Genomic DNA, 23,303 nt, shown 5'->3' with positions numbered 1-23,303 from the left:
TGGTAGAAGAACCTCTATGCCTGGATTTGAAGTTCTCGGCAATCATGAAACGGAATACTTGTTTGCCAAACATTTAACACCGTTAACTACCGTTACAACGAAGGATTTTTTTGCAGTAGTAAAAAAACATGTTCTTGGCAATCCTTTTCGCTATTATGTTGATGAGGAAAATAAATTAATCATTATTACTACTCCACTAGCTGCTAACAATTTCGCCGATCTTCTTCCTCATTTAGAGAATTTTTTTGCAGCAAAAGGATTGCCACCTTGCCAGTTATTACTTGGGCTTGATGGTCAAGGGGCAACGGAAAAGCATATTGTCACTACTTATGTCAGTGCAGATAAAAAAACCATAGAAATTTTTGATCCTAAGGCTAGTAATGCGGAGCGTTTTTTTTCAGGAGAAGGGGGTATAGGAACGATAATTTTAGGTTTATTGCGCTCTTTAAATCCTTTCCCTAAAACAAAACTTCCTCTTGCGGGCACCACTGCTAACTACCATTCATTGGGTACCCAATCTTTCTTTGACGGTATTTCCTGCGGTTATCACAATGTTGCCAATATTCTTGCTTGTAAAGATTTAATTGAAAGAGGTAAACCAATTAACCCTGAAAATTTATGGAAAAAAACAGTCAATCCAGTAACTGAAAGCGCAGCACCTCTTGCCAAGGAAAAAAAATACGCCCAAATAGTAGACAGTAGTTTTTCAAGTTTCATCAAAAAGGCATGGTTAGATACCGTTATGCCTCTGGAAAACGATAAACAACGAAATGAGCTGCAATTTCAGCATTATTTTCTCGGTTGGCCCAAAGAAGACAGTCTCGCTAAAAGAATCTTTTATTTTGCAAGTTTAAGTTTTATTACCGTCCCCATCATTAATTTAGTAAGACGACCCATTGAATTTCTTTTTAATGCCACTTCAGAAATTGCTAATTATGCTAAAAACCGCTTAATCAATTGGGCACCTACTAATGTACTAGCACAATATCTTCGTAGTGGTTTGATGTTATTAGCCTATGGAGTACAAGGTTTATCTAAAGGAGTTTATTTAGCTTTACGAACGCTAACCTCGCCTATTACCAGCTTCCAAGCAGCACAAACTATTAAAAACCCTGTTTTGAGAGTAGTCATGAGTACTCTATCAGTTTTAAGTAGCGTTGTGGGACTAGCTATACTGGCGTTTTTTGCTGCTCCTGCTGTCCTTGGGGCTATTCCGGGTGCTGTTCCTGCTCTACAACCGCTTTTAGCACCATTAGCTTATCCTTTTGTCAAATTATTGGGTTTGGTTGGATTTAACCTATCGCCAATTACTGCAGCTATGGCAACCATAATTACCAGTACCGCCTTTTACACAGCTCTAAAAGCGGGGGGAGAAAAGATCATTACGCCTTCCAACAATCCCTCGGCGATCATTACAAAGCCTAAACCTGGTGAGGAGTTAAGTGCAGAAAATTTTGAAGATATTTTTGAGCCCATTCCTCAGACCAGTAACGTCAGTGATTTGCTTCAACAAAAAGTAGCTAAACAGTCCCGGGCTATAGAAGTTGAGGGTGCAAATGAAGATCCAGATGGTTTTACTTTTATTGATAAGGAAACACCACCAGACACTGTTTCTTTAGGAGCCAACCATAATACAAAATTTGGTAAATCACCATCTAAAGAAAAACCCCCTACTGATTTAGAGAAGGATTTCAAGATAATTTAGTTGGTAACGGGTAAATCTTTGCGTTCTCACTTTCCAATACAAAAACTGGAAAAAATTCTTCCTAATAAATCATCTGAAGTAAATTCACCCGTAATTTCACACAAGGATTGATGCGCAAGGCGTAAATCTTCGGCTAAAAGTTCACCGGCTCGATGACTAGTCAATTGTCTTTGTCCTGTTAATAGTAATTCCTTTGCCTTATCTAAGGCTTGTAAATGACGTCTTCTTGCCAAAAACTGACCTTCTGTTGGCTGATAGCCGACTACTTCTTTAATTTTCCCTTTTAGCAAATCAAGCCCTTCTCCAGATTTTGCACAAAGATACACACTGTGTTCTTCTTTTTTGGGCGACAAATTTGCACAGTCAATTTTGTTGTAGACTTGAATAACTGGAACACCTTGAGGAAGTGCATTACGAATTGCATCACTTAAATCATTACTTTCTTCTTTTTGGTTAACATCAATAACCATCAAAACACAATCAGCACGACTTACCTCCTGCCATGCTCTCTTAATCCCCTCTTTTTCAACCAAATCGTCGCTCTCACGCAAACCAGCAGTATCTACTAAGTGCAAAGGAATATCATCAAGTAAGATGTTTTCGCGCATCACATCGCGGGTGGTACCAGCTACATCAGTCACAATGGCTACATCACGGCCCGCTAAACGATTGATAAGTGTTGATTTCCCTGCATTTGGTCTACCAGCAATAACAATAGCCAATCCTTCTCGTAAGATAGCTCCTTGACAAGCATTACTGCGGATAGCTGTGAGTTGTTTTAAAATTGCAGCCAACATAGCCGCAACTTTTCCATCACTTAGAAAATCAATTTCCTCTTCAGGAAAATCAATCGCTGCTTCAACAAATAAACGTAAATGAATAATTTGTTCGTTGAGTTCATGAATTTTTTGTGAAAAATCACCTTGTAATGAGCGTACAGCCAAACGAGCAGCTGTTTGTGAACTTGCATGAATTAAATCTGCAATAGCCTCAGCCTGTGTTAAGTCAATCTTATCGTTGAGAAAAGCACGCTCAGAAAACTCACCAGGACGAGCTAGTCTTGCTCCCGCAGCAACACATTCACTGAGAAGGCTATCCAAAACCAAAGGAGAGCCATGGACCTGAAATTCGATTATATCTTCACCGGTAAATGAATGTGGTGCTTTAAAAAAAATAGCTAAACCCGTATCAATTATTTCATTATTGCTATTTTTAAATGCGCAATAAGTGGCAAGACGTGGGGCCAAAACCCTATTGCCGTTTAACATTAAAGCAATAGCGTAAGAAAGAGGACCTGAAAGACGGACAATCCCTACTCCTCCTCTCCCTGGTGGAGTAGCGATGGCCACGATAGTATCACTGTGCATTACTTTGCAGGAATAAGCGTTGATTTAGAATTATCATCACTATACTTACGTGTGATATACCATTGTTGCAAAATAGATAAGGTATTGTTCACAATCCAATATAACACCAAGCCTGCCGGGAAATTCCAAAATAACGCTGTGAAAAGTATCGGCAAAAACATCATGAGCTTAGCCTGCATTGGATCTGGAGGCGCAGGATTTAATCGTTGCTGAACCAGCATCGTAGCACCCATGATTATAGGCAATACATGGTAGGGATCAGCTGCTGCCAAGTCTTTTATCCAGAAGATAAAAGGGGCTTGTCTTAACTCAACACTTTCCAACAATACCCAGTACAAGGCAATAAAGACTGGAATTTGAATAATAATCGGTAAGCAACCACCAAGAGGATTTACTTTTTCTTGGCGATACAACTCCATCGTTGCTTGACTTATTTTAGCCTTATCATCACCGTAGCGTTCACGCAAAGCTTGAAGCTTTGGCTGCAATTTACGCATTCCAGCCATCGATTTATAACTACTTGCTGACAAGCGATAAAAGGCCAATTTAATGAGAACAGTCACTAAAACAATAGACCAACCCCAATTTCCTACTACGGAATAAATAGCCTTCATAATGGTGAATAATAGCGATGAAAGGAACCATAACCAGCCATAATCCACTGTTAAATCAAGTGAGGGGGCAATATTTTTTAAGATACTTGTTATTTCCGGCCCTACATAAAGCCTAGAACCAATTTCTTTCTGCGTACCAGGGTCAACTATAATTGGTTGACTCACAGCGCCAATCGTATAGTCTGTGTTTGCTACTCGAGTATAAAACATATTCAAACTATCAGGGTTCGGCACCCAGGCACTCAGAAAATAGTGTTGCTGCATAGCAATCCAACCACCCTTAGCCTTTACCTCCAGGTTGGCCTTGGTCATATTAGGAAATGTCACTTTTTGATAACGATGTTGGCCGGGATTAGAATAAGAGGCACCAGTATAAGAACCGACATGAAATATACTGGACTTATCCTCTTGAGGGTCTCTTCGTAAAAGCTGGGTATTCATGTACCCTTTCCAGGCACTTGTGCCTTGGTTATTAATGAAATATTTAACGTCTATCAGATAACTACCGCGTGTAAACGTAAATTGTTTCTTAACTTCTAATCCATCTGGTGATTTCCCATCCAAAGTCACCGTAAGAGTTTTTGCATCTGGAGCCAACTCGTATTTTGGTTGCTCACTACGAAAGTTAAAATCAATATTTTTCACTTCCTGACCAGTGGTTACAAACAAGCTACTATTAGCAACATAGCGTTGTGTTGCATGATCTTGCAAAATAGTTATAGGTTTATTTCTTTCTTCAACGCTAACAGGATAATCAAGTAGTTGCGTGGTAATAATGTCCCCTTGCGCTAAATCTATGCGCAGATTTAAGACATCAGTTGTGACTTGAATTGCCTGTGCTGCTTTATCTGGTGCTTCAGTACTAGTGGTCAGTTCTTTTGGTTGAGCAGCAGCATCCCCTTGCATATTCGGGAGCAAACTATCGTTTTTACCAGGAAAAGGAGTAATTTTACTGGTCGTTTTTAATTGTGACGGTGGTGGATAGTCTCGTTGCCAATTAATCCACAGAGAGTAAGTAACCAGCGCTAAGGCTGCGTATAGAATTACACGTCGTATATCCATCAAGGCTTCTCTTCGTTAGGTAATACTGGGTCATAGCCACCAGCAGCCCAGGGATGGCAGCGTAGTAATCGACGACAAGCTAACCATCCTCCCTTTAACACACCAAACTGTTTAATGGCTAAAAGGGCGTACTGGGAACAACTAGGGTAATAGCGACAACAGGGGTTCATGATTGGGCGCAATAACAATTGATACAAAATAATAGGTAAGCAAATCAAGTTGCGTATGATGCGATTAATTTGTCCCATGTTTTACCTAATTTGGTATTAATTGTTTTATTTTCTACTGCTGCAACACCAGATCTTGCTAAAATTACCAGGTCGATAGCAGGCAATTGCTTCACACGGAACGTTTCGCGCAATAAACGTTTCAAGCGATTTCGATCGTGTGCTTTGGGTATCATTTTTTTTGATAATGCTAAACCCAGCCTGGCATACCCCAGAGAATTTGCGCGATATAAAATTATAAACTCCGAGGTAACCACTTTCTTTGCTTGAGCAAACACGTGATCATAATCAGTTTTTTTTAGTAATCGCCGTGTTTTATCAAAACAATACACTTAAGCAGATAAACGCTTGCGTCCTTTAGCACGACGACGTTTTAAAACCAAACGACCGCCCCTTGTTGACATGCGTTGACGAAAACCATGATCGCGTTTGCGCTTTAAATTACTGGGTTGGAATGTGCGTTTCATGATGTACCTGTTGTTAATTAAATTTTTAAGGTTGGCAATGATAGAAAACTTTACACCGACTGTCAAACATGTTGAGTTACGACAAGCTTGTTAAAGTTTTGTCGACAATAAAAATAAAATTGAAATTTATATTTTGTGTTTTGTTATTAGCTTATAAATTTCTGTGGATATTTTATATAAAACGATATTTATCAATAGGTTATATTGTTTTTATCTTGTTATAAACTTAGAAGGTTTCCTTGTATAGCTTAGTATGGATTTTTAAATTTAGTCCTTTTTATAAAGTAATCCTCTATTTATCTTCATTTGTATATACGGTTTTTCCACAAACCCAAAAGTGTTAAATCAGAAAACCCTTTTATCTACTTTTAATGGAACATTAATAAAAATAAAAATTTAATATATATTCTTATTCTTATTATATAGTAGGAAAAATCTGTGCTTTACTTTAAAAAAATTTTAATAAACAATTAGTTATGTTAAATATTTCTTGTTAATAAGCTTTGTTTTCATGTTCGATAAATAGCTGATATCTTTGGATGAATAGTTCTTTTTAATTGTTTTAGCGTTAATTATCCCCGGTATTTTTTAGTGATATCCCAAGTTTTTCATGAGAAAAATTGATTGTTTTTGCTCCTCTCTATTTATTCCTTGCTTAATATTTGTTTGCTTTTATGGTTTAATACCTTTCTTCAATTGTGGATAACTCTGTTTTTTTATTTAAGGCTGAGTATAATCACTATTATTTATCTGCATTGCTTTCTAAAGGCTATATCGCCCTATTCTGCTTTGCTGGTTTAGGCTGGCTTATCAGAACTTAATATTGATGAATTTTTCCAGAGCATATTCTCTTGCTCCCTTGGTCTATTCAATGGCAATATTTACTGTGGTGCTTGTTCTTTCTATTATGTTTTAGCCTTATAGAACATGAGGAGTGTTTGTGTCTGCGAATGTTTGGCAGAAATGTCTGGGTTTTTTAAAAGAGGAATATCCTCCCCAACAATTCAATACATGGTTGCGTCCTTTACAGGCTGAATTCCAGGATGCTAATTTAGTTTTACTCGCCCCGAACCGATTTGTCGTCGATTGGGTTAAAAAGAATTTTTATACGCGAATAAAAGAATTAGTAAATCAGTTTGGTGGTGAGGCCGTTGCTTCCGTAAGTATTGAAATTGGTTCTAAAACTGTTTCTCCTGTTGCGCCTATTGAGCAACCATCCCAGGTACAAACGCCAGTTAGTAAGGCAATACCTAAGAAGACTGCCGATTATAAAAATAGTTATCTTAATAAGAAATTTCTTTTTGATAGTTTCGTTGAAGGAAATTCTAACCAGCTCGCTCGTGCTGCTTCACTGCAAGTCGCCGAACGACCCGGCGAAGCGTATAATCCATTATTTATTTATGGTGGGGTTGGTTTAGGCAAAACGCATTTAATGCATGCTATAGGGAATACCATTCTAAGAAATAACCCTGAAGCTAAGGTTCTTTATCTTCATTCAGAGCGTTTTGTGGCTGATATGGTAAAGGCTCTTCAGACAAACTCAATTAATGAGTTTAAGCGCTTTTATCGTTCTTTAAATGCGCTCCTTATTGATGATATTCAATTCTTTGCTGGTAAAGATCGCTCTCAAGAAGAATTTTTCCATACGTTTAACGCCTTGCTCGAGGGACAGCAACAAATTATCTTGACAAGTGATCGTTATCCTAAAGAAATCGAAGGCATGGAAGAGCGTTTAAAATCTCGTTTTGGTTGGGGATTAACGGTTGCTGTTGAACCCCCTGAATTAGAAACTCGCGTTGCGATTTTAATGAGTAAAGCAGAGCAGTCCAATATTGAATTACCTTATGAAGTTGCCTTCTTCATAGCCAAGCGAATTCGATCGAATGTTCGTGAATTAGAAGGTGCTCTAAGACGTGTTATAGCAAATGCTCATTTTACTGGCAAACCTATTACTATTGATTTTGTTCATGAAGCGTTGCGTGATTTATTAGCTTTACAAGACAAGCTAGTGACAATAGAAAATATTCAAAAGACTGTTGCTGAGTATTATAAGGTCAAAGTGGCTGATTTGTTGTCAAAAAGACGTAGTCGCTCCATTGCCCGTCCTCGTCAAATGGCGATGGCTCTAGCAAAAGAGCTTACCAATCATAGCTTGCCTGAAATTGGTGATCATTTTGGTGGACGCGATCATACCACGGTGATTCATGCTTGCCGCAAAGTAAAGGAATTAATTCAGGATGAAAATGATTTTGCCGAAGATTATAAAAATTTAATGCGTACTTTAACATCTTAGCCTGGATGATTTTATGTTTGATTTAACGCTTGCTAAAGATCAATTACTAACCCCCTTATTAACGGTGGCTGGAGCTGTTGATAAAAAACAATCCCTGGCTATCTTAGCTAACATTTTGCTTTGTTTAGACAATAATAAATTATTGTTAACTGCAACTGATCTAGAGATGGAAATTACAGCTTGTGTTAATTGTAGCGAAAGTCATTCAGCAGGAAAAATAACTGTTCCAGCTAAAAAATTTATTGATATTATTCGTTCTCTTGATGATGACGCCGCACCTACGATTACTTTGAAGGCTGGAACGGTTGTAATTGGTGCTGGTCGAAGTCAGTTTAAATTAGCAACTTTGGCAGCTGATGATTTTCCTGCTAGCGAAGATGAATTAAGCGAAATAGAATTATCTGTAGCTAAATCTTCTTTGATTCACTTATTGCAATCCACTCACTTTGCAATGTCGCAGCATGATGTTCGGGTTTTTTTGAATGGCTTGTTGCTGGAATTTGATGCTCAGACCATTACTGCTGTCGCTACCGATGGCCATCGTATGGCTGTTTGTAAGTTAGCTTGTGAAGTAATTAACTCTCATCATCGTTTTTTGTTGCCAAAAAAAGGTGTGCAAGAAATGTTAAGATTGTTGCAAAATATTGATGATGAGCAAATTGTAATTTCCGCCGGTAAAGGCCATTTTAAGTTAACCACTCAGCAATATACTTTTCAATCAAAACTAATTGAAGCGCGTTTTCCTCCCTATGCTAAAGCTATTCCTAAACAACAAGATAAATTCGTTCTTCTTGATAGGGATTTACTTAAACGTGCGCTTGCCCGTATCGTTATACTTGCCCATGAGAAGTCTAGAGCGGTGGTTCTGCATATGCAACCGGGCGCCCTTACTTTAATAGCTAATAATCAGGAACAAGAGGAAGCTGTCGAGACGCTGGAAGCTCATACGGATGGTAATGAAATCAAAATAGGTATTAATGCCAGTTACCTTTTAGACGTATTAAATTTTTTTAGTGAAGGTTTAGTCCGTATATCCATGTCTGCTACGGATAGTAGTATTTTGGTTGAATCCCTCCAAGATGAACAGTATCAATATATAATAATGCCCATGAAATTATGAGCCTAGCGCAATTAAAGATTCATAATTTACGCAATATAAAGTCAGCCCATTTAGAGCTTCATCCACAAATTAATCTTATTTCTGGGAGTAATGGTAGTGGTAAAACGTCACTTTTAGAAGCTATTTACTTATTAGGTAGTGGGCATTCTTTTCGTACACGCGAAATTTTACCTCTTGTTAGCCAGGGAGAAGATGCATTAACAGTATTTGCTCGAACTAATGATGAACAAAGCATTAGCATTCAAAAATCCTTAAACCTTCCTACACAGGTTCGTTTGAATACTTTGGCGTGTCATAGTAGTAGCGAGTTGGCGCGTTTTCTTCCTTGTCAGGTATTTTATCAAGATATTTTTCAAATTATTGATGCCGGTCCTTCTGTTCGACGCAATGTCATGGATTGGGGATTGTTCCACGTGAAACAAGATTACCATGCGTTATGGAAGAATTTTAAACGCGCTCTAAAACAAAGAAATGCGTTACTGAAGCAGAAAGCATTGCCCAGGGATTTAAGTCCCTGGAATCACTTGCTTGCTGACTTGTCTATACAATTGCATGAGGCACGAGAAAGCTATTTTTTAAAACTTGGCCCCGAGTTTGAAAAAACATTGCAGGAGTTAACGAATTTTCATTGTTCATTAAGTTATTATAAAGGCTGGGACAAGCGCAATAGCGGGAAATCATTGATAACTATTTTGGAAGAAAGTTATCAGGCAGACGTTACACGTCAATTTACTCACTATGGTGCTCATCAAGCAGATTTATATGTAATAAGTAGCGATTTTAATGCTAAACAATATTTATCTAGAGGACAGCAGAAAATATTGTTGTTTGCCTTAAAAATTGCACAAGCTAAATTAGTAACTACTCCCTGCGTGTACTTATGTGATGATCTAACTTCTGAACTGGATAAAGAACACATCGGTCGCCTGCTAAATGTAATTTGCAGGCTGGAAGGACAGTTTTTTATTACCTCCACGTTATCTATGCAGGCAATACACAATTTTAACAATACAAGCCATTCATTTTCCCTAGAGGATGGGAATGTCAAGGTTTTGCCTGGAATTTAAAAAACAAAATTGTATAATGAACTCTTTCGTTTTAAGGATGTTCATTGTGAGTATAGATTTGGCAACCGTTAGGCGTTTATTTGAGTTTCTTCATAAACATATGAAAAAAGATGATCTTGCTGCCCGGGCCAAATGCTTTGCAAACTACAAATCTTTGGCTGCGATTATTCAGAAAAGGATTGTTGATAACCTTGCAAAAGTTCAGAGCGCGGAAGTAGAGCGCATTAGAGCTGTTATAAAAAAAGATAAAACGGGTAAGTTGGTAGAGGAAATGGAACAACTGACTCTAAATACAAGTAATGCAATAAATAGAATTGCCTCTTTTCAAGCACTTGTCATGTGTACGTTACAATCATTTAAGCAACAATTGAATGGTTGTCAAGAACACGCAACGCTCATCGTTTTAGCTTTCATGAAGCTTTATGGAATAAATCAAGGGCCGCTTGTTGAATGTATAAAACTGGATGTTATTGGCACAGGAGATAATCACGGGTTGGTTGTCATGGGACGTGATGAGCAAAGTACTTTAAGTGATGTATCAAGATGGGGGAATAATTGCTTAGCAATTGATTCATGGGGAAATTGGATTGCAACTCTTGATAAATTGCCTGAGGAAACAGCACTTAAAAATCTGTTGCAATTTCGTGAGTTTAGCGGGCTTGCAATAGAAGTGCCTTTTGATAATCGAATGGGTTTAAATCATCTTTCTAATTATAAAACTAATCCATCAAGCCTGTTTCATCAGTTTGAGCAATGTGCTTTACAGAATTTATCTGAGGAATTGATTAAATTTGTTGACACTTCTTTTGCTGCCTTTAACATGCCCCCACTTGGTTTATTACCCTCTACAAAGGATGCTGGTATATTTGCTGTGGTGAATTTAGCACCGTCATCTACTGATAGTCCTAATGTCTTAGCAGCAACTCCAATAGAAGATCTGCAACCACAGCATAGTGCCCGGGTCTAATGTAACATTGAACAGAAGTCTTTAGTAAATAAAGATGTTTCACGTGAAACATCTTTATCCCTCACAGAGCACCTTAAAACCGCTGCTAATCATGTAAAAGAGACTCGTTTAGTGATACAATATACTATTTGATACACTACATAGGCAAAGAGGACTCTTATGAGCGTTGACGCCAGTTACGATTCGTCGAACATCAAGGTTTTAAAAGGCTTGGATGCTGTTAGAAAGCGTCCGGGCATGTATATAGGTGATACTGACGATGGCACTGGATTGCATCATATGGTCTTTGAGGTTGTAGATAATTCGATTGACGAAGCTTTGGCCGGTTACTGTCACGAAATACATGTAACTATTCACGCTGATGAATCGATTAGTGTGAAGGATGATGGTCGTGGTATCCCTGTTGATATTCATAAGGAAGAAGGTCGTTCTGCCGCAGAAGTAATTATGACTGTTTTACATGCCGGTGGAAAATTTGATGATAATTCCTATAAAGTTTCTGGTGGTTTACACGGTGTAGGGGTTTCTGTTGTTAATGCACTTTCCGAAGAATTGCATCTATCAATTCGGCGTAATGGAAAAGTACATGAGCAGCATTACCGTAATGGTGTGCCAGATGCACCGCTCGCTGTAACGGGAGATGCAACAAGTACGGGCACACAAGTTTGGTTTAAACCCAGTGCAAGTACATTTACCAACATCGAGTTTCATTACGATATTTTGGCAAAGCGATTAAGAGAGCTTTCCTTCCTAAATTCAGGCGTCTGCATTCATTTATATGACGAAAGGACGCAAAAGCGGGATACATTCCGTTACGAAGGTGGAATCCAAGCTTTCGTAGAGCATTTAAATCGTAATAAAACACCCATTATGCCGATAGTTTTCACTTTATCTGGCGAAAGAGATAACATGAGTGTTGAACTCTCCATGCAGTGGAATGACTCTTTTCAGGAAACCATTTTCTGCTTTACTAACAATATTCCACAAAGAGATGGTGGTACGCATTTAGCTGGATTTCGTGCAGCTCTTACACGTACCTTAAATACTTATATTGAAAACGAAGGCTTTGCAAAAAAGGCCAAAATCGTCACCACAGGTGATGATGCGCGTGAAGGTTTAACTGCTGTATTATCAGTCAAAGTTCCTGATCCCAAGTTTTCATCACAGACGAAAGATAAGCTAGTTTCATCCGAAGTGAAGGCTGTTGTTGAATCATTAGTGGCAGAAAAATTAAATGATTTTCTTTTAGAGAATCCCGCTATAGCAAAATCGATTGTCGGCAAAATTATTGATGCTGCTAGAGCTCGAGAAGCCGCTCGACGAGCGCGTGAAATGACGCGACGAAAAGGGGCACTGGATATTGCTGGTTTACCTGGAAAATTAGCGGACTGTCAGGAAAAAGATCCGGCCCTTTCAGAATTATACATCGTCGAGGGAGACTCAGCAGGGGGCTCCGCAAAACAAGGTCGTGATAGAAAATTTCAAGCCATTCTACCGCTTAAGGGTAAAATTCTTAACGTTGAAAAAGCACGTTTTGACAAAATGCTTTCATCGCAAGAAGTCGCAACATTAATTACTGCTCTAGGTTGTGGCATAGGGCCAGATGAATATGATCCAGATAAAATTCGTTATCATCGCATTATTATTATGACGGATGCTGACGTTGACGGTTCGCACATACGTACTTTATTGTTAACCTTTTTCTACAGACAAGCACCGGAGCTTATCGAGCGTGGATATATTTATATTGCTCAACCACCTTTATATAAGGTTAAACGTGGTAAACAAGAGCAATATGTTAAAGACGATGAAGCACTCTATGATTACTTGACGCAAAGTGCTTTGGATGAGGCTCATTTCTTCCCCGGTAAGGATCTGCCTGCTATTTCTTCAGCGGCTTTAGAAGATTTGGTGCTGAAATACAGACGTGTTGAAAAAATAATTAAGCGACATACAAGACGTTACAATGCCGAAGTTTTAAGAAGAATGATTTATCTTCCTACGTTACATAATGATGATTTTACCCATCATGAAAAAATAAATGCTTGGGCAAATCAGCTTCATCTCAGTTTACAACAAGTGGGCAGCAAAACTCATCAATATAAAGTAACCGTTGTTCAGCAAAAGGACAGTGATTATTACCTACCTCAGGTAACAATTACTCAGCACGGCATGGACATGAATATTCTTCTCAATGCCGAGTTTTTCTTTGCAAAAGATTATAAAGAGCTGGCTACTTTGGGAGCAAAATTAGCGACACTTGTTGAAGAAGGTGCGGTGATAAAACGCGGTGATAAGACGCAAGAAGTTGAATCTTTCGAGCAAGCACTTGGCTGGCTAATGGATGAGGCTAAACGTGGACAAAGCATCCAACGTTATAAAGGTCTTGGGGAAATGAACCCAGAACAATTGTGGGAAACCACAATGGATCCTGAAGTCAGACGTATGCTTCAAGTTAGTATTGAAGATGCAGTGGCTGCTGATGAGATCTTTACAACGTTAATGGGTGACCAAGTTGAACCTAGAAGAGAGTTTATCGAAAGTAATGCACTTGAGGCGGAGAATATTGACGTTTAATGTTTATATATACTCTATAAGTCACTAAGAATTTGCATAAATCATTTTTACAACTGATGCTCATTAAATCCAAAGTGAGTTAAGTGATAAGTTACAGGTGCGTTCTCAATTACTTGTTGCTACAAGTAATCTAAATTTTTTGCTTCAGAAAAGTAATTGAGGATACATCCTGACGCACTTAAATAATGGAAATTATAAAGTGCAATGGGTATTCAATATGAACTTAGATAGTTAGAATAAATCCCTATAAGAAAAAAGGCCGCATCCTTGCGGCGAAGCACATCCATTGTGCTGGTCCCTTTGTTTGACGTCCTGTCAGACAATCCTTGTCATCCCTCATGTATTTGAGTATATATCTTCTTGGCAAACTGTCATGAAGGAATTCGCTGCGTGCCTTGTAAGAAATTTCTCAAATATATGAGAGCTTTATCTTCATAAAGCGATAAATATGATGCAAAGAACAATAAAATTAGCAATTTGCTTATATTAGGAAATATTATTTTATATTGAAAAAATATTAAGTTGCATCTTCAAATTCTATTGATATTGATGTTTCAATATTTTTTTCAATTAACTCTAACTCTTTAGCCGATCGCAATATCCATACCTTAAACCTTGACGATTAATGATATTCCCGCATAGTTAGCATAAGATTTTGTATTAAATTGCAATGAATATAAACGCCAGTAAGAACTCCAAGTGGGATGGTAAGTGTAAAAATAGTCTACACTCGCTGCGAAGTTGGGACTTAATGCATAAGAGAAACCTAATCCGAATCTGCCACCCACAGAATTTCCTGAATTAAAAAAACTAACAGATGTATTGGTTGGATTTTGATTGATGCTAAGATCACGAAATGAAAGTCCTGCTCGTCCATAGAATAAAAGAAGAGAATTGAGACGATAGCCTGATAATAAATCAAGTCCTAAGTAATCATCAAAAGCAATTTGATTCTCATAAAAGAGATTATCATCAGGAGGTAGAGCCGGTGAAATCACTGTAGTGGTGCGTCTTGGAAAGTAGGTATTTGCTTCAACACTTAAAAATAATGCATTAGCAAAGGTATGCCCGTAGCCAAGGGATATATTTCCATTTACATCGCTATGGTTTATGGATTTACTGATGCGAGAATTATCTGACAGTGTGTCCAAAGTATCTTTATTAAATGTGCCTCCCACACCTATACCAAAATAAAGATTTTCTTTAGGCATATTGAGTATGTTTTTATTCATGCTTCCGGAGATTGCTTGGCCATTAATTAATACTGCTATGATAAAAGTTATTCTTCTTATTATTTGCATAAATAATTCCTAAAAACACGCAAGTAAAATGTGTCATCCCTAATCTGCATAAAAATAAACAGAATAGAGTTTCTGCCGTGAGTGCTAACATTGTTGTGAAAAAAGTTTAGATTATTACTATTGAGATGGATAGAGCTGCTGAATTTTAAAAAATGTTATAAATTATAAAGGGATAGGAGTGTTATTTGATAAACGCCCCGGTAAAGTCAAAGACGTTTATCAGAGAAGTTAGATTAAATCAAAGATGATTCCACTCTGGTTTCTTTTTCACAGGAGGAACTCACCTGGTCTTTTTGACGCTCATCAGTAGCAAATACACTATCACGACTATTACCAAGAGAAACGTAAGTTTCCTTTGTTTGTGCTCTTCTTTCTTCAGCTATTTGAGTGAACTGAGTACATTTTTGCTCAAGTGTTTGTTTGCCACAAGTCATAGAGCGTAGCAAAGTCATTTGTCTTGAGATAGCAGAAAGTTTCTCTTGGGGTGCAGTTTGAGCTAATTTTTCGCTGATACTATCCATATCAGGAATAACTGCTGCAACTAAATAAGAAAATTTATGAAACAGCGATACATCAAAGTCGCGTTGAAAGGCTTGATGAGGTGTTTCTCCATTTAGGGTCTCCAGTAAGCGACTTAAAACACAGGCTTGACCGACAGTTTGTGAAAATTTAGTACCAACAAGTGTGCGACTAACTTTTTTATTTAATTCACTAAATTTTTCACTAGGGCATCCTAACATGATTTTGGAGACCAAATCGGCTAATTCTTTAGGAGAAAGTGCATCAATGGCTTCTTTACTCTCTCTTAATGAGTCACCTTCCTCTATGAGTTTCTCATAAGGGTTTTCCATAGATAGTAATTCACTTATTACATATTTAGTCATACTAATCTCCTTATTTTTGCCTGTTAAATGAATGAATAGCCAATAATTGGCTGGTCCTAATCCCAAAACGATGCATTCAGCTGTTTAAAACACTATTGCTTTATGAACAGCTAGAAAAAAGAATCTGGGATTTTATTCCAGTGCATTGACGATAGACCAGAGTGGTCGAATAGTTTTTTACAGGCACCCCTATAGTAACGAAATCAAAAGAGGATGCAATGGTAATTACATTTTAGACTCTGAGAAAAATTGTTCTGATTCTAATTTGGTGCATCAGTTCTAACTATAATTAAAAAATGAAAGAAATTGCTCAAGGCAATAAATTTTCTCGAAGTCTTAAAGTTTTATTTTGTGCGGACGACTATACTAGTGAAGTAGTAGTTGCCTGAATAAAATAATAATAAGGAGTAGGCAATGTCTAAAAATCATCTATTACAAGATCCTTTCTTGAATGAACTACGAAAGGAAAAGATTCCTGTTTCCGTTTTTTTAGTCAATGGGATTAAATTACACGGTATTGTTGACTCATTTGATCAATATGTCGTTATGTTGAAAAACTCAGTAACGCAGATGGTCTATAAACATGCCATTTCCACTGTAGTGCCCTCACGCATGGTAAAAGTACCTACTGGTGACGAAGAAGGAAATGTGGCAGACTAAGTGTTTTTATTTTAATCGGAAATACAGCCTTGTTTGAACGACCACAAGGAGGGGAGCGTGCGGTTCTAGTACAAATGGCATTGCCAGGAATCGATGCAGAAAAAGCATTAGCCGAATTTAAAGAATTGGCAGTATCTGCACAAGCGCAAGTGATGGATTGTGTATTAGGCGCACGCTCTACCCCTGAAGCTAAATATTATGTGGGCTTAGGAAAGGCCGAAGAAATTAAACAGCAAGTCATGAACCATAATGCCGAGCTGGTATTGGTTAATCATGAGCTTTCACCCTCCCAGGAACGCAATCTTGAGCGTCTGTTAGAATGTCGAGTTGTTGATCGCAGTGGTTTAATTCTCGATATTTTCGCGCAACGCGCGCGGACGTTTGAAGGGAAATTGCAGGTAGAATTAGCCCAATTACAGCATTTATCTACCCGTCTGGTTCGCGGATGGACTCACCTTGAGCGACAAAAAGGGGGAATTGGGCTTAGAGGCCCTGGAGAAACCCAGTTAGAAACCGACCGTCGTTTGCTTCGTGAGCGGATTAAATCCATTAATAAACGCTTGGAAAAAGTAAGACGTAGTCGTGATCAAAATCGCCGTGCACGAAAAAAAGCGGCTTTGCCAACAGTTTCTTTAGTTGGTTACACTAATGCAGGTAAATCGACATTATTTAATGCCTTAACTGGCGAACATATTTATGCTGCAAATCAATTGTTTGCCACACTTGACCCAACGATGCGCAAATTAGAGTTAGCAGGAGCTACAGCGGTAATTTTGACCGACACAGTGGGTTTTATTCGTGATCTTCCCCATCACTTAATAGAGGCTTTTCGCGCAACGCTTGAAGAAACAGAAGAAGCTGATTTATTACTGCACGTGATTGATATTTCTGATCCTCACTGGCGAGATAGGGTATTTGCTGTAGAACAAGTGTTAAATGAGCTCGGAGTAAAAGATATTCCGATGATCCAGGTTTTTAACAAAATTGATCAGCAGGAAGGATGGGAAGCGAAGGTGGAGCAGCAAGAAGAAGGTTGTAAAGTATGGGTTTCAGCCAAAACCGGAGCTGGTCTCAACTTACTCTGTGAAGCGATAGCCACGCAATTACAGGGTGTCAGTATTGAGGAAGAAATTTCATTAACACCAAAAGAAGCTAAACTGCGAGCCAAGCTTTATGAAATGGATGCTGTGCTTAGCGAGGAAATTGAAGAGGAAGGTGGCTGGCGCTTGAAAATTAAATTAACACAAGAACAGAAGCGCCGTCTATTTTACTAAAGTTAGCCCGAGTTATTCTTTCTAATCTGCATTAATTTTCCTGCTTAGATCCCAGAGAAAAGTAAGGAAGATTTTATTTTTTTCTCTATAAGAAATGAGCGCTCCACGACGAGCCTCAGCTCAAAATTCATTAACTATTTCAAAAACTTAATTTACATCAGAAATTTTCTCACAGGATTAGTTACCAAATTTTAAAAAATTTCTCAATAAATTTTCTTAATATTTACTTAATAAATAAACATTAAAATTGTTGAGTTTATATTTTTGGATTATTTAAAAATGAGTGCTGAACAGGGTGCCAAAAAATTCCTCGAACGAGTAGAGAAATATATCGTTAAATTTTCAGATCCAAAGCTAATTAAGCAAATTTTATCTGAGCTTAATCTTGATAAAATGATTACGGATAATAAAGAATTTAATGAGTTTATTCTTAAAATTTCAACTCAAAAAATAGATCTTAGCACCCTAATAAAGCATGTTGAGTTAGCTATTGTAAATAACAAACCACTTTGTTCTTTACTTGCATTTATCCAAGAAAATGAATTAATCAGTGATATTGAACTTGAAAGAGCGGCAAAAACATTACAACTGCAAATTAATCTGCTTTGTGTTTTTGAAGCAATAACAATTACCATGGTCAATGGCGACGGTTTTGCTGAGGAGGTTTATACCCATTTAACAAAACGCAGTGGCTCTCGTTTCCCTGGCAATCCTATTGCCGATTTTTTCCTTGGTACTCCTTATCATGCTTCGCTATTTGAAAGATTAAAATTCATTTCTATCAAACCTGGCATGCTTAATATTTTATTTCATAAAGCAATGGGTGTAGGAGCAGAAACAAAGGCAGATGTAGATGCTTTTGTGCAAACCAAAAATTTATCTGGTTGGAATGCCGATATTGAATTAGCAATCCCAGATACAGTATACACTACAACTGCTCCATCAATGGGCTTAAATATTTTTGAAGCCATGTGGGAAGACTCAACCGGTCACAATAAAAATAAAGGCGGTATGGAAAACGCTGCCGCCGGCGGTGGTCTTATCGGTGTCATGGAGGAATGCCAATATACGAATCAATTTAAAGTCGTTTCTCATATTCTTCCTGAAGCTGTGGTTTGGAATGAAACAGACGAGTATATGCTTTTGCCTGAGTTGAAATTAGAAAAAAGCGCAAAAAAAATATCGCAATTTAATATTCATTCACAATGGCGTGATTTGTATAGTAGCTGGAATTTATTTTTTGTTATTTCAAATATTGATACCGTGTTTCTTCCTATTAAACTTTTACTACCTACTGTATTTTCAGCTGAGCCACCGAATTATAAAGAAGTGAGAGTCATATCTTTATTTTTATTTGGTAGTATTTTGCTTGCAGAAGACACGAGGAGCAACCCATTTTTTTCAGGGGAATATAATTTTAAAAATGCAGCAATTATCTTAAAAAATTGGGGTAAAATTAATAAAGATTATGCCAACGAATTATTACTAAATTTTTGTCCCACCTCTGAAAAGGAAGCTGGGTCTGTTTATCAACATATGTTTGGCAATTATCCTCATTTAAATTTTATGTGGAATTTATTATCTTTTAGCTACAATTCACAGCAATATAGCTTTAGCAAAGCTTATTCTTCGCAAAAAAATGGTCAGTCCACTTCTCATTTCTTTGCTCCTGCAAATGATAAGAAAAAAGGAAAAGAAGAGGTGGTTGAGAGTGTCAGTATGGGGTCAAATTTAAACTAAGAGCTGCTTAAATGAGTCGCTCTGAACATTAAGAAAAAAACTCTGCCAAGCATTTGTAGTCCTGGCAGAGGAGATTTAATTTAGTTTGATGTCATGTGAGCTCATGAACGTTGGAGGAAGCTGTATCAAGCGTTGGCGTTTTTTCTGCTAAAGCAAGTAATTTTTTGACATTAACATTTTTACATTGAACTACCGATTGAACTTGACCATCTCCAGTTTTAATATCCAGGATCGTTACTGTTCCAAGATCCAATGATTCTAACGTTTTAAAGGTTTGCTCTGCCTGCTCAGCCGTTGCTTGTTTAATCCAGGCAGCTAGTCCAGTCCCATTACTAATTGCCCAGCCAGTCTGGCCCGTTAGTTTTTCCAAAGCCTGTAGTAAGTTTTGTTTTTCTTCTATGTTCATAACAGGTGGTAGAAGAGGTTTAATTTTTGTAGCATCTAGCCGTTTCTCTTCTTCATCAGCAATTGCTAAAAGGGATGTTAAAAGCAGAAGTGATGTGGCATTCATATCTTCGGAGAAGTTGGCTGCCAAAAGTATAGATGGACTAATTTTGTCGCGGAGTGATTCCAGATCAAAACTGGGATGCTTTTTATGAATACGCTGAAGCACCGTGCTTAAGGCTACGCGCAAGCTAATAATCTGTTTTAATTGCTCATCGGCAAAGGTTTCCTTTTGAGCCACCAAGATACGATGCAAAATTAATTCGTTAAGAGGTTGGAGAGAATGATCAAGCTCGGCAATGGCTTTTGCGTAATTACTGTTTGCATTTTCTTTTTCCCCTGGATGGCGTAATAAAATACTGGGTAGGTCAAAACTACGTAAGAAAATATTGATTAAACAAGTCCCTGTGCGACCATTGGCATTGCCAAATGGATGAATGTCTGTAAAGTTATAAAAGGCACGACCAAGAAAGGCGGCAACTTCCGCTAAATCTCTTTCCTGGCGATCGCCAAGCTCCCGAAGTCCTTGCAAGGTTTCTTTGGCGAAAGAGTCCATGGCTGCAGGCAGTTCAATAGGCATGCGGCAAATTTTAACAACACGATCGACGCATGCTTTTTCCTTCGCTTTTAATTGGTTCCCATGATAAGCCACCGCTAATTTCTGTAGAGTAAGAATACCAGAAATAAAAGGGCTTTGTGGATCGATAAAAGGGAGCTGTGAAGGATGTGGTTTGAGAGATTTATTGGTTTTTATCGCTAGCAGCAAATTAAGAAAGCTCGATGCATCGTCTTTATCAAGCCCTAACTCTACTAGATGAAGTATAAATTTATTTTTGTTTTTTATCGTATGACTATCCGATAAAAATAGAATAAATTCCGTAGAAAGTTGCGAACCTTTATGCCAGCGTAAAACAAGTTCTTCTGTGTATTGACCGGCTTTTCTGCCATGGGTTGATAATAGCGTATTACCTATGAAACCATGAAGCGTATTTATCCACTCGAGAAAAAGTTTTTCATCAACTTTTTTCCAACCATTTTCCCGAATAAAGGGTAAGATGGTATTTTGGGCGTAGAGATAAGCTGCAAGCATATCCTCATGCTGTCCTGCTTCAGGAAGAAGTGCATCGATAAACGTTTCAGAACCCATTAAACGTCGCGGAGAAGATTCTGGTTCAAAAGCATAGATTAAAGCGTGGTTAAATTCCGTCAAATCGGATAAAACATACATATTTTGTCTCTAAATAAGGCAAGGGGCTGTGTAATATACATGAAGCTCAAAAATAAAACAATTCTTGCCTTGTAGGATTTACTGTCAACTACTCTAGCTAAGACATGGGTTTTTGGAGGACGATTTTATTTAAGCCAAATACAGTTTGCGGGCCAAAAAGTGTCTGACTTAATTTGCCTTGCGGGTTAAATACAAAGGTAGCGGGAACACCGGGAATACTTCCTAATTGCAATAAAGCTGCTGGATCTTCTTGTAAACTAGGGTAGCTGATACGGTATTTTTTGATAAGTTGTAATTGCTCTTCAACAGGAAGCATATCGTAATTTATTGCAAATAAAGCAACGCGATCTTTTTGCTGATTATAAAATCGGTTTAATTCCTGAATTTCATCAAGACAAGGTTGACACCAGCTGGCCCAATAATTAATAAAGATCCATTTTCCTTTTAAACTGCTGAATGTGATTTGTTGCCCATCTAATGTTGTTAGAGTGGCATTAGAAGCGTGAGCAGTAGTGCAAAGAATTAAAAAAAGAATGGAAGTCAGCATTAATTTTAGACGAAGCATCCTCTTCCCTTGTTTTAAAGTAAACACTTATTATTCTATTCGCAAAGATTTAGATCAAGACCCAAATTAATTTGTTGGCATTAAACAACTCTCGACAAGCACATCGACTTGTCGAGATTAACAGTGTTAGATAGTCAGAGTCGTTTCTATTGTTTGTTCTTTAGGTTGTATCGTAACCGGCTTGGGGATTAAACCATATCTGTTTAAAGCAGCATGAATTTTCTCTTCTTGTACTGGTGAACGCCAGTTTGATGCTTCGATAGCTGGGGTTTCTTCCGGAGTACAAGGAGGAGTGGGAATGGGATCTCTTCCTGGATTTAACTCATGTTCTTCCTCTTCAATACGCAGTAAGTCGGCCGCTGATAACGGTTGCACCTCTCCTGAGTAAATAAAAGGCAATACCCGTAATTTAACTACAAGCCAGAATGCATCCCACTTCCCTTTTAACTCCTGATAGCCATGTTGCGCTGGAGAAAGAAGTAGTTTTGCATAATCTGAGGGTGAAAGCGTTTTAATTTGGCTTAAATTGGCGCGATAGTAAATTTTGGTATCTTCACCAATGAGCAGCAACGGTTGAAGTTGACGATAGCTATAATCCACATCAGGCAAATGCTCAAGACCGCCATATTGTTTTTGTTCTGGGGCAGTTTCTCCAATCAAGACACGGTTTAAGTCTGCTAATGAGCATTGCATGCCGGCGATGCAGGCGTCTTTATTAAAATGATTGATGCAACTATTAAAATCACCATCGCCGCGTGCTGAAGTTGGGGGTTCGAGCGGTGTGGGTGTGGGGTCATAGGGGCGTTTAGTGTAAACACCAACGCGATTTAATTCATTGTGAAGATTATTGGCAAGAATACTTCCCCACGTTCCGAAGCGTTCTGTTAGTAAAACGCGCAAGTCACCGACCATAGACATGTGTCCTGCGGCAAAATGATCGGAATAGTAATGAAATACAAATAATTCCACACAAAATGTCAGTGCTTGATAGCGATAGAAAAGCTCCTTAAGATTTTCCGTGGATAATCCATCTGGTTTCGTTTGTAATGTCGTTACTAAATTACGGAAATCCTCATTAGAGGACTGATAGTCAGAATCAGCAATTAACCGCTGTATCTCATGAGTAACTTGTGCATATTTAAGGGCGAGATGGTGGCCTAAGGTATATACACGCACAGACCAGGGTGTAAAATGAGTTTGGTTGCGATTTAACATTTCCCCATAATCCTTGACGCGAAAATAAAACATCACTTGTTTGATGTATTCATTTAAGGTGTTTGAAAAAGGGATATAGGTACTGCCATCAATTTTATAAATTAAGTCAATGTTGTCACGATTAACTTCTGGTGAGGCAAGATTATTATAGGCTTTAAGCAACGCATTTTCTTCATCGATAGTTACCGGTTGTTCGATAAGGTAATCACCGAGACTAGAACTTGCTACCTGGCTAAACCGCTCTGCGGTTTTAAAGCTATGGCAACTGGGGAGGTCTAATTTCATATTCCAATCGCGATCCGTAAAATAGTCAGCCGCCATCGCTATAATTTCACCGGCCGTCATTTCAAGGAGCATCGGCTCTGGAATACCATCGCCATGAAAATGTTGTAACCTTAAATGAAGCGTTCCTTCTTCATCGATGCGCAAATAAGGATTACCTTCAACACCTGTAAATCGTAATGCATTTCCTAATTCAGTGTGCTCTTTAGTATCCACAAGGAAGCTCCTTTTCCTAATATTAGAT

General features: G+C 38.0%; 19 protein-coding genes. 9 read left to right on the top strand and 10 right to left on the bottom strand.

Going from position 1 to position 23,303, the window contains the following annotated elements; genetic code table 11:
- Window positions 1–16: 16 nt before the first annotated feature.
- Window positions 17–1,705, top strand: coding sequence for a hypothetical protein (locus PXX05_RS13645; RefSeq protein ID WP_275088742.1), 1,689 nt, complete (start codon window positions 17–19; stop codon window positions 1,703–1,705).
- Window positions 1,706–1,731: 26 nt separating this feature from the next.
- Here PXX05_RS13645 and mnmE read toward each other — a convergent pair whose 3' ends face one another.
- From mnmE to rpmH, 5 genes are read right to left on the bottom strand one after another with little or no spacing between them, the layout of a single operon-like run.
- Window positions 1,732–3,072 carry a tRNA uridine-5-carboxymethylaminomethyl(34) synthesis GTPase MnmE gene (gene mnmE / locus PXX05_RS13640; protein ID WP_275088741.1) on the bottom strand — a complete coding sequence of 447 codons (1,341 nt, stop codon included), beginning with the start codon at window positions 3,070–3,072 and terminating at the stop codon, window positions 1,732–1,734.
- On the bottom strand, window positions 3,072–4,748 hold the full coding sequence (gene yidC, locus PXX05_RS13635) for a membrane protein insertase YidC (RefSeq protein WP_275088740.1): 1,677 nt from the start codon (window positions 4,746–4,748) through the stop codon (window positions 3,072–3,074). Before yidC ends, mnmE begins: the two co-directional genes overlap by 1 nt.
- Window positions 4,748–4,918 carry a membrane protein insertion efficiency factor YidD gene (yidD, locus tag PXX05_RS13630; RefSeq protein WP_476737577.1) on the bottom strand — a complete coding sequence of 57 codons (171 nt, stop codon included), beginning with the start codon at window positions 4,916–4,918 and terminating at the stop codon, window positions 4,748–4,750. The genes yidC and yidD overlap by 1 nt, the downstream gene beginning before the upstream one ends.
- 44 nt (window positions 4,919–4,962) lie before the next feature.
- Window positions 4,963–5,253 (bottom strand): ribonuclease P protein component, encoded by a 291-nt coding sequence (gene rnpA / locus PXX05_RS13625; protein ID WP_275088738.1) that lies wholly within the window; start codon window positions 5,251–5,253, stop codon window positions 4,963–4,965.
- 54 nt (window positions 5,254–5,307) lie between these two features.
- Window positions 5,308–5,442, bottom strand: coding sequence for a 50S ribosomal protein L34 (rpmH, locus tag PXX05_RS13620; RefSeq protein WP_028372496.1), 135 nt, complete (start codon window positions 5,440–5,442; stop codon window positions 5,308–5,310).
- Between the two features lie 940 nt (window positions 5,443–6,382).
- Between rpmH and dnaA the strand changes: the two genes are divergently transcribed.
- From dnaA to gyrB, 5 genes are all read left to right on the top strand, one after another.
- Window positions 6,383–7,735: a chromosomal replication initiator protein DnaA gene (dnaA, locus tag PXX05_RS13615; protein ID WP_420844592.1), complete on the top strand. Its 1,353-nt coding sequence runs from the start codon at window positions 6,383–6,385 to the stop codon at window positions 7,733–7,735.
- A 13-nt stretch (window positions 7,736–7,748) separates the two neighbouring features.
- Window positions 7,749–8,855 (top strand): DNA polymerase III subunit beta, encoded by a 1,107-nt coding sequence (dnaN, locus tag PXX05_RS13610; RefSeq protein ID WP_275088736.1) that lies wholly within the window; start codon window positions 7,749–7,751, stop codon window positions 8,853–8,855.
- Entirely contained in the window at window positions 8,852–9,922 is a 1,071-nt protein-coding gene (gene recF / locus PXX05_RS13605; protein WP_275088735.1) for a DNA replication/repair protein RecF, read from the top strand. Before dnaN ends, recF begins: the two co-directional genes overlap by 4 nt.
- A gap of 46 nt (window positions 9,923–9,968) precedes the next feature.
- Window positions 9,969–10,889 (top strand): hypothetical protein, encoded by a 921-nt coding sequence (locus PXX05_RS13600; protein ID WP_275088734.1) that lies wholly within the window; start codon window positions 9,969–9,971, stop codon window positions 10,887–10,889.
- A 159-nt stretch (window positions 10,890–11,048) separates the two neighbouring features.
- Window positions 11,049–13,466: a DNA topoisomerase (ATP-hydrolyzing) subunit B gene (gene gyrB / locus PXX05_RS13595; RefSeq protein WP_275088733.1), complete on the top strand. Its 2,418-nt coding sequence runs from the start codon at window positions 11,049–11,051 to the stop codon at window positions 13,464–13,466.
- A 608-nt stretch (window positions 13,467–14,074) separates the two neighbouring features.
- Here the strand turns inward: gyrB and PXX05_RS13590 are convergent.
- On the bottom strand, window positions 14,075–14,767 hold the full coding sequence (locus PXX05_RS13590) for an outer membrane protein (protein ID WP_275088732.1): 693 nt from the start codon (window positions 14,765–14,767) through the stop codon (window positions 14,075–14,077).
- 233 nt (window positions 14,768–15,000) lie between these two features.
- The gene (locus PXX05_RS13585; protein WP_275088731.1) at window positions 15,001–15,651 is read right to left on the bottom strand and encodes a hypothetical protein; all 651 of its coding nucleotides are present in this window, start codon (window positions 15,649–15,651) and stop codon (window positions 15,001–15,003) included.
- Between the two features lie 414 nt (window positions 15,652–16,065).
- Between PXX05_RS13585 and hfq the strand changes: the two genes are divergently transcribed.
- The 3 genes from hfq (at window position 16,066) to PXX05_RS13570 (ending at window position 19,325) form a co-directional block, all read left to right on the top strand.
- Entirely contained in the window at window positions 16,066–16,311 is a 246-nt protein-coding gene (gene hfq / locus PXX05_RS13580) for an RNA chaperone Hfq (protein ID WP_275088730.1), read from the top strand.
- 29 nt (window positions 16,312–16,340) lie between these two features.
- Window positions 16,341–17,585, top strand: a complete 1,245-nt coding sequence (hflX, locus tag PXX05_RS13575) for a ribosome rescue GTPase HflX (RefSeq protein ID WP_275088729.1) — start codon at window positions 16,341–16,343, stop codon at window positions 17,583–17,585.
- 279 nt (window positions 17,586–17,864) lie between these two features.
- Complete coding sequence (locus tag PXX05_RS13570) at window positions 17,865–19,325, top strand: symporter (RefSeq protein ID WP_275088728.1); 1,461 nt, start codon at window positions 17,865–17,867, stop codon at window positions 19,323–19,325.
- Window positions 19,326–19,416: 91 nt separating this feature from the next.
- On the opposite strand, the gene PXX05_RS13565 is transcribed toward PXX05_RS13570, so the two are convergent.
- The 3 genes from PXX05_RS13565 to PXX05_RS13555 all read right to left on the bottom strand — a co-directional run bounded on the left by PXX05_RS13565 (window position 19,417) and on the right by PXX05_RS13555 (window position 23,275).
- A complete protein-coding gene (locus PXX05_RS13565) occupies window positions 19,417–20,997 on the bottom strand; it encodes a Fic family protein (RefSeq protein WP_275088727.1) in 1,581 nt (526 codons plus the stop codon).
- 97 nt (window positions 20,998–21,094) lie between these two features.
- Window positions 21,095–21,562 carry a TlpA disulfide reductase family protein gene (locus PXX05_RS13560; RefSeq protein WP_275088726.1) on the bottom strand — a complete coding sequence of 156 codons (468 nt, stop codon included), beginning with the start codon at window positions 21,560–21,562 and terminating at the stop codon, window positions 21,095–21,097.
- A gap of 126 nt (window positions 21,563–21,688) precedes the next feature.
- On the bottom strand, window positions 21,689–23,275 hold the full coding sequence (locus PXX05_RS13555; RefSeq protein WP_275088725.1) for a type IV secretion protein Dot: 1,587 nt from the start codon (window positions 23,273–23,275) through the stop codon (window positions 21,689–21,691).
- Window positions 23,276–23,303 lie beyond the last annotated feature (28 nt).

It is taken from the genome of Legionella cardiaca, from assembly GCF_029026145.1.
GTDB lineage: Bacteria > Pseudomonadota > Gammaproteobacteria > Legionellales > Legionellaceae > Tatlockia > Tatlockia cardiaca.
This window is presented reverse-complemented; position numbering and strand designations above follow the sequence as displayed.

Excerpts from the sequence above, each read along its gene's own strand:
- PXX05_RS13645 (WP_275088742.1), top strand. The coding sequence starts at position 17 with ATGCCTGGATTTGAAGTTCTCGGCAATCATGAAACGGAATACTTGTTT.
- mnmE (WP_275088741.1), bottom strand. The coding sequence starts at position 3,072 with ATGCACAGTGATACTATCGTGGCCATCGCTACTCCACCAGGGAGAGGA.
- yidC (WP_275088740.1), bottom strand. The coding sequence starts at position 4,748 with ATGGATATACGACGTGTAATTCTATACGCAGCCTTAGCGCTGGTTACT.
- yidD (WP_476737577.1), bottom strand. The coding sequence starts at position 4,918 with ATGAACCCCTGTTGTCGCTATTACCCTAGTTGTTCCCAGTACGCCCTT.
- rpmH (WP_028372496.1), bottom strand. The coding sequence starts at position 5,442 with ATGAAACGCACATTCCAACCCAGTAATTTAAAGCGCAAACGCGATCAT.
- dnaN (WP_275088736.1), top strand. The coding sequence starts at position 7,749 with ATGTTTGATTTAACGCTTGCTAAAGATCAATTACTAACCCCCTTATTA.
- recF (WP_275088735.1), top strand. The coding sequence starts at position 8,852 with ATGAGCCTAGCGCAATTAAAGATTCATAATTTACGCAATATAAAGTCA.
- gyrB (WP_275088733.1), top strand. The coding sequence starts at position 11,049 with ATGAGCGTTGACGCCAGTTACGATTCGTCGAACATCAAGGTTTTAAAA.
- PXX05_RS13590 (WP_275088732.1), bottom strand. The coding sequence starts at position 14,767 with ATGCAAATAATAAGAAGAATAACTTTTATCATAGCAGTATTAATTAAT.
- PXX05_RS13585 (WP_275088731.1), bottom strand. The coding sequence starts at position 15,651 with ATGACTAAATATGTAATAAGTGAATTACTATCTATGGAAAACCCTTAT.
- hfq (WP_275088730.1), top strand. The coding sequence starts at position 16,066 with ATGTCTAAAAATCATCTATTACAAGATCCTTTCTTGAATGAACTACGA.
- PXX05_RS13570 (WP_275088728.1), top strand. The coding sequence starts at position 17,865 with ATGAGTGCTGAACAGGGTGCCAAAAAATTCCTCGAACGAGTAGAGAAA.
- PXX05_RS13565 (WP_275088727.1), bottom strand. The coding sequence starts at position 20,997 with ATGTATGTTTTATCCGATTTGACGGAATTTAACCACGCTTTAATCTAT.
- PXX05_RS13560 (WP_275088726.1), bottom strand. The coding sequence starts at position 21,562 with ATGCTTCGTCTAAAATTAATGCTGACTTCCATTCTTTTTTTAATTCTT.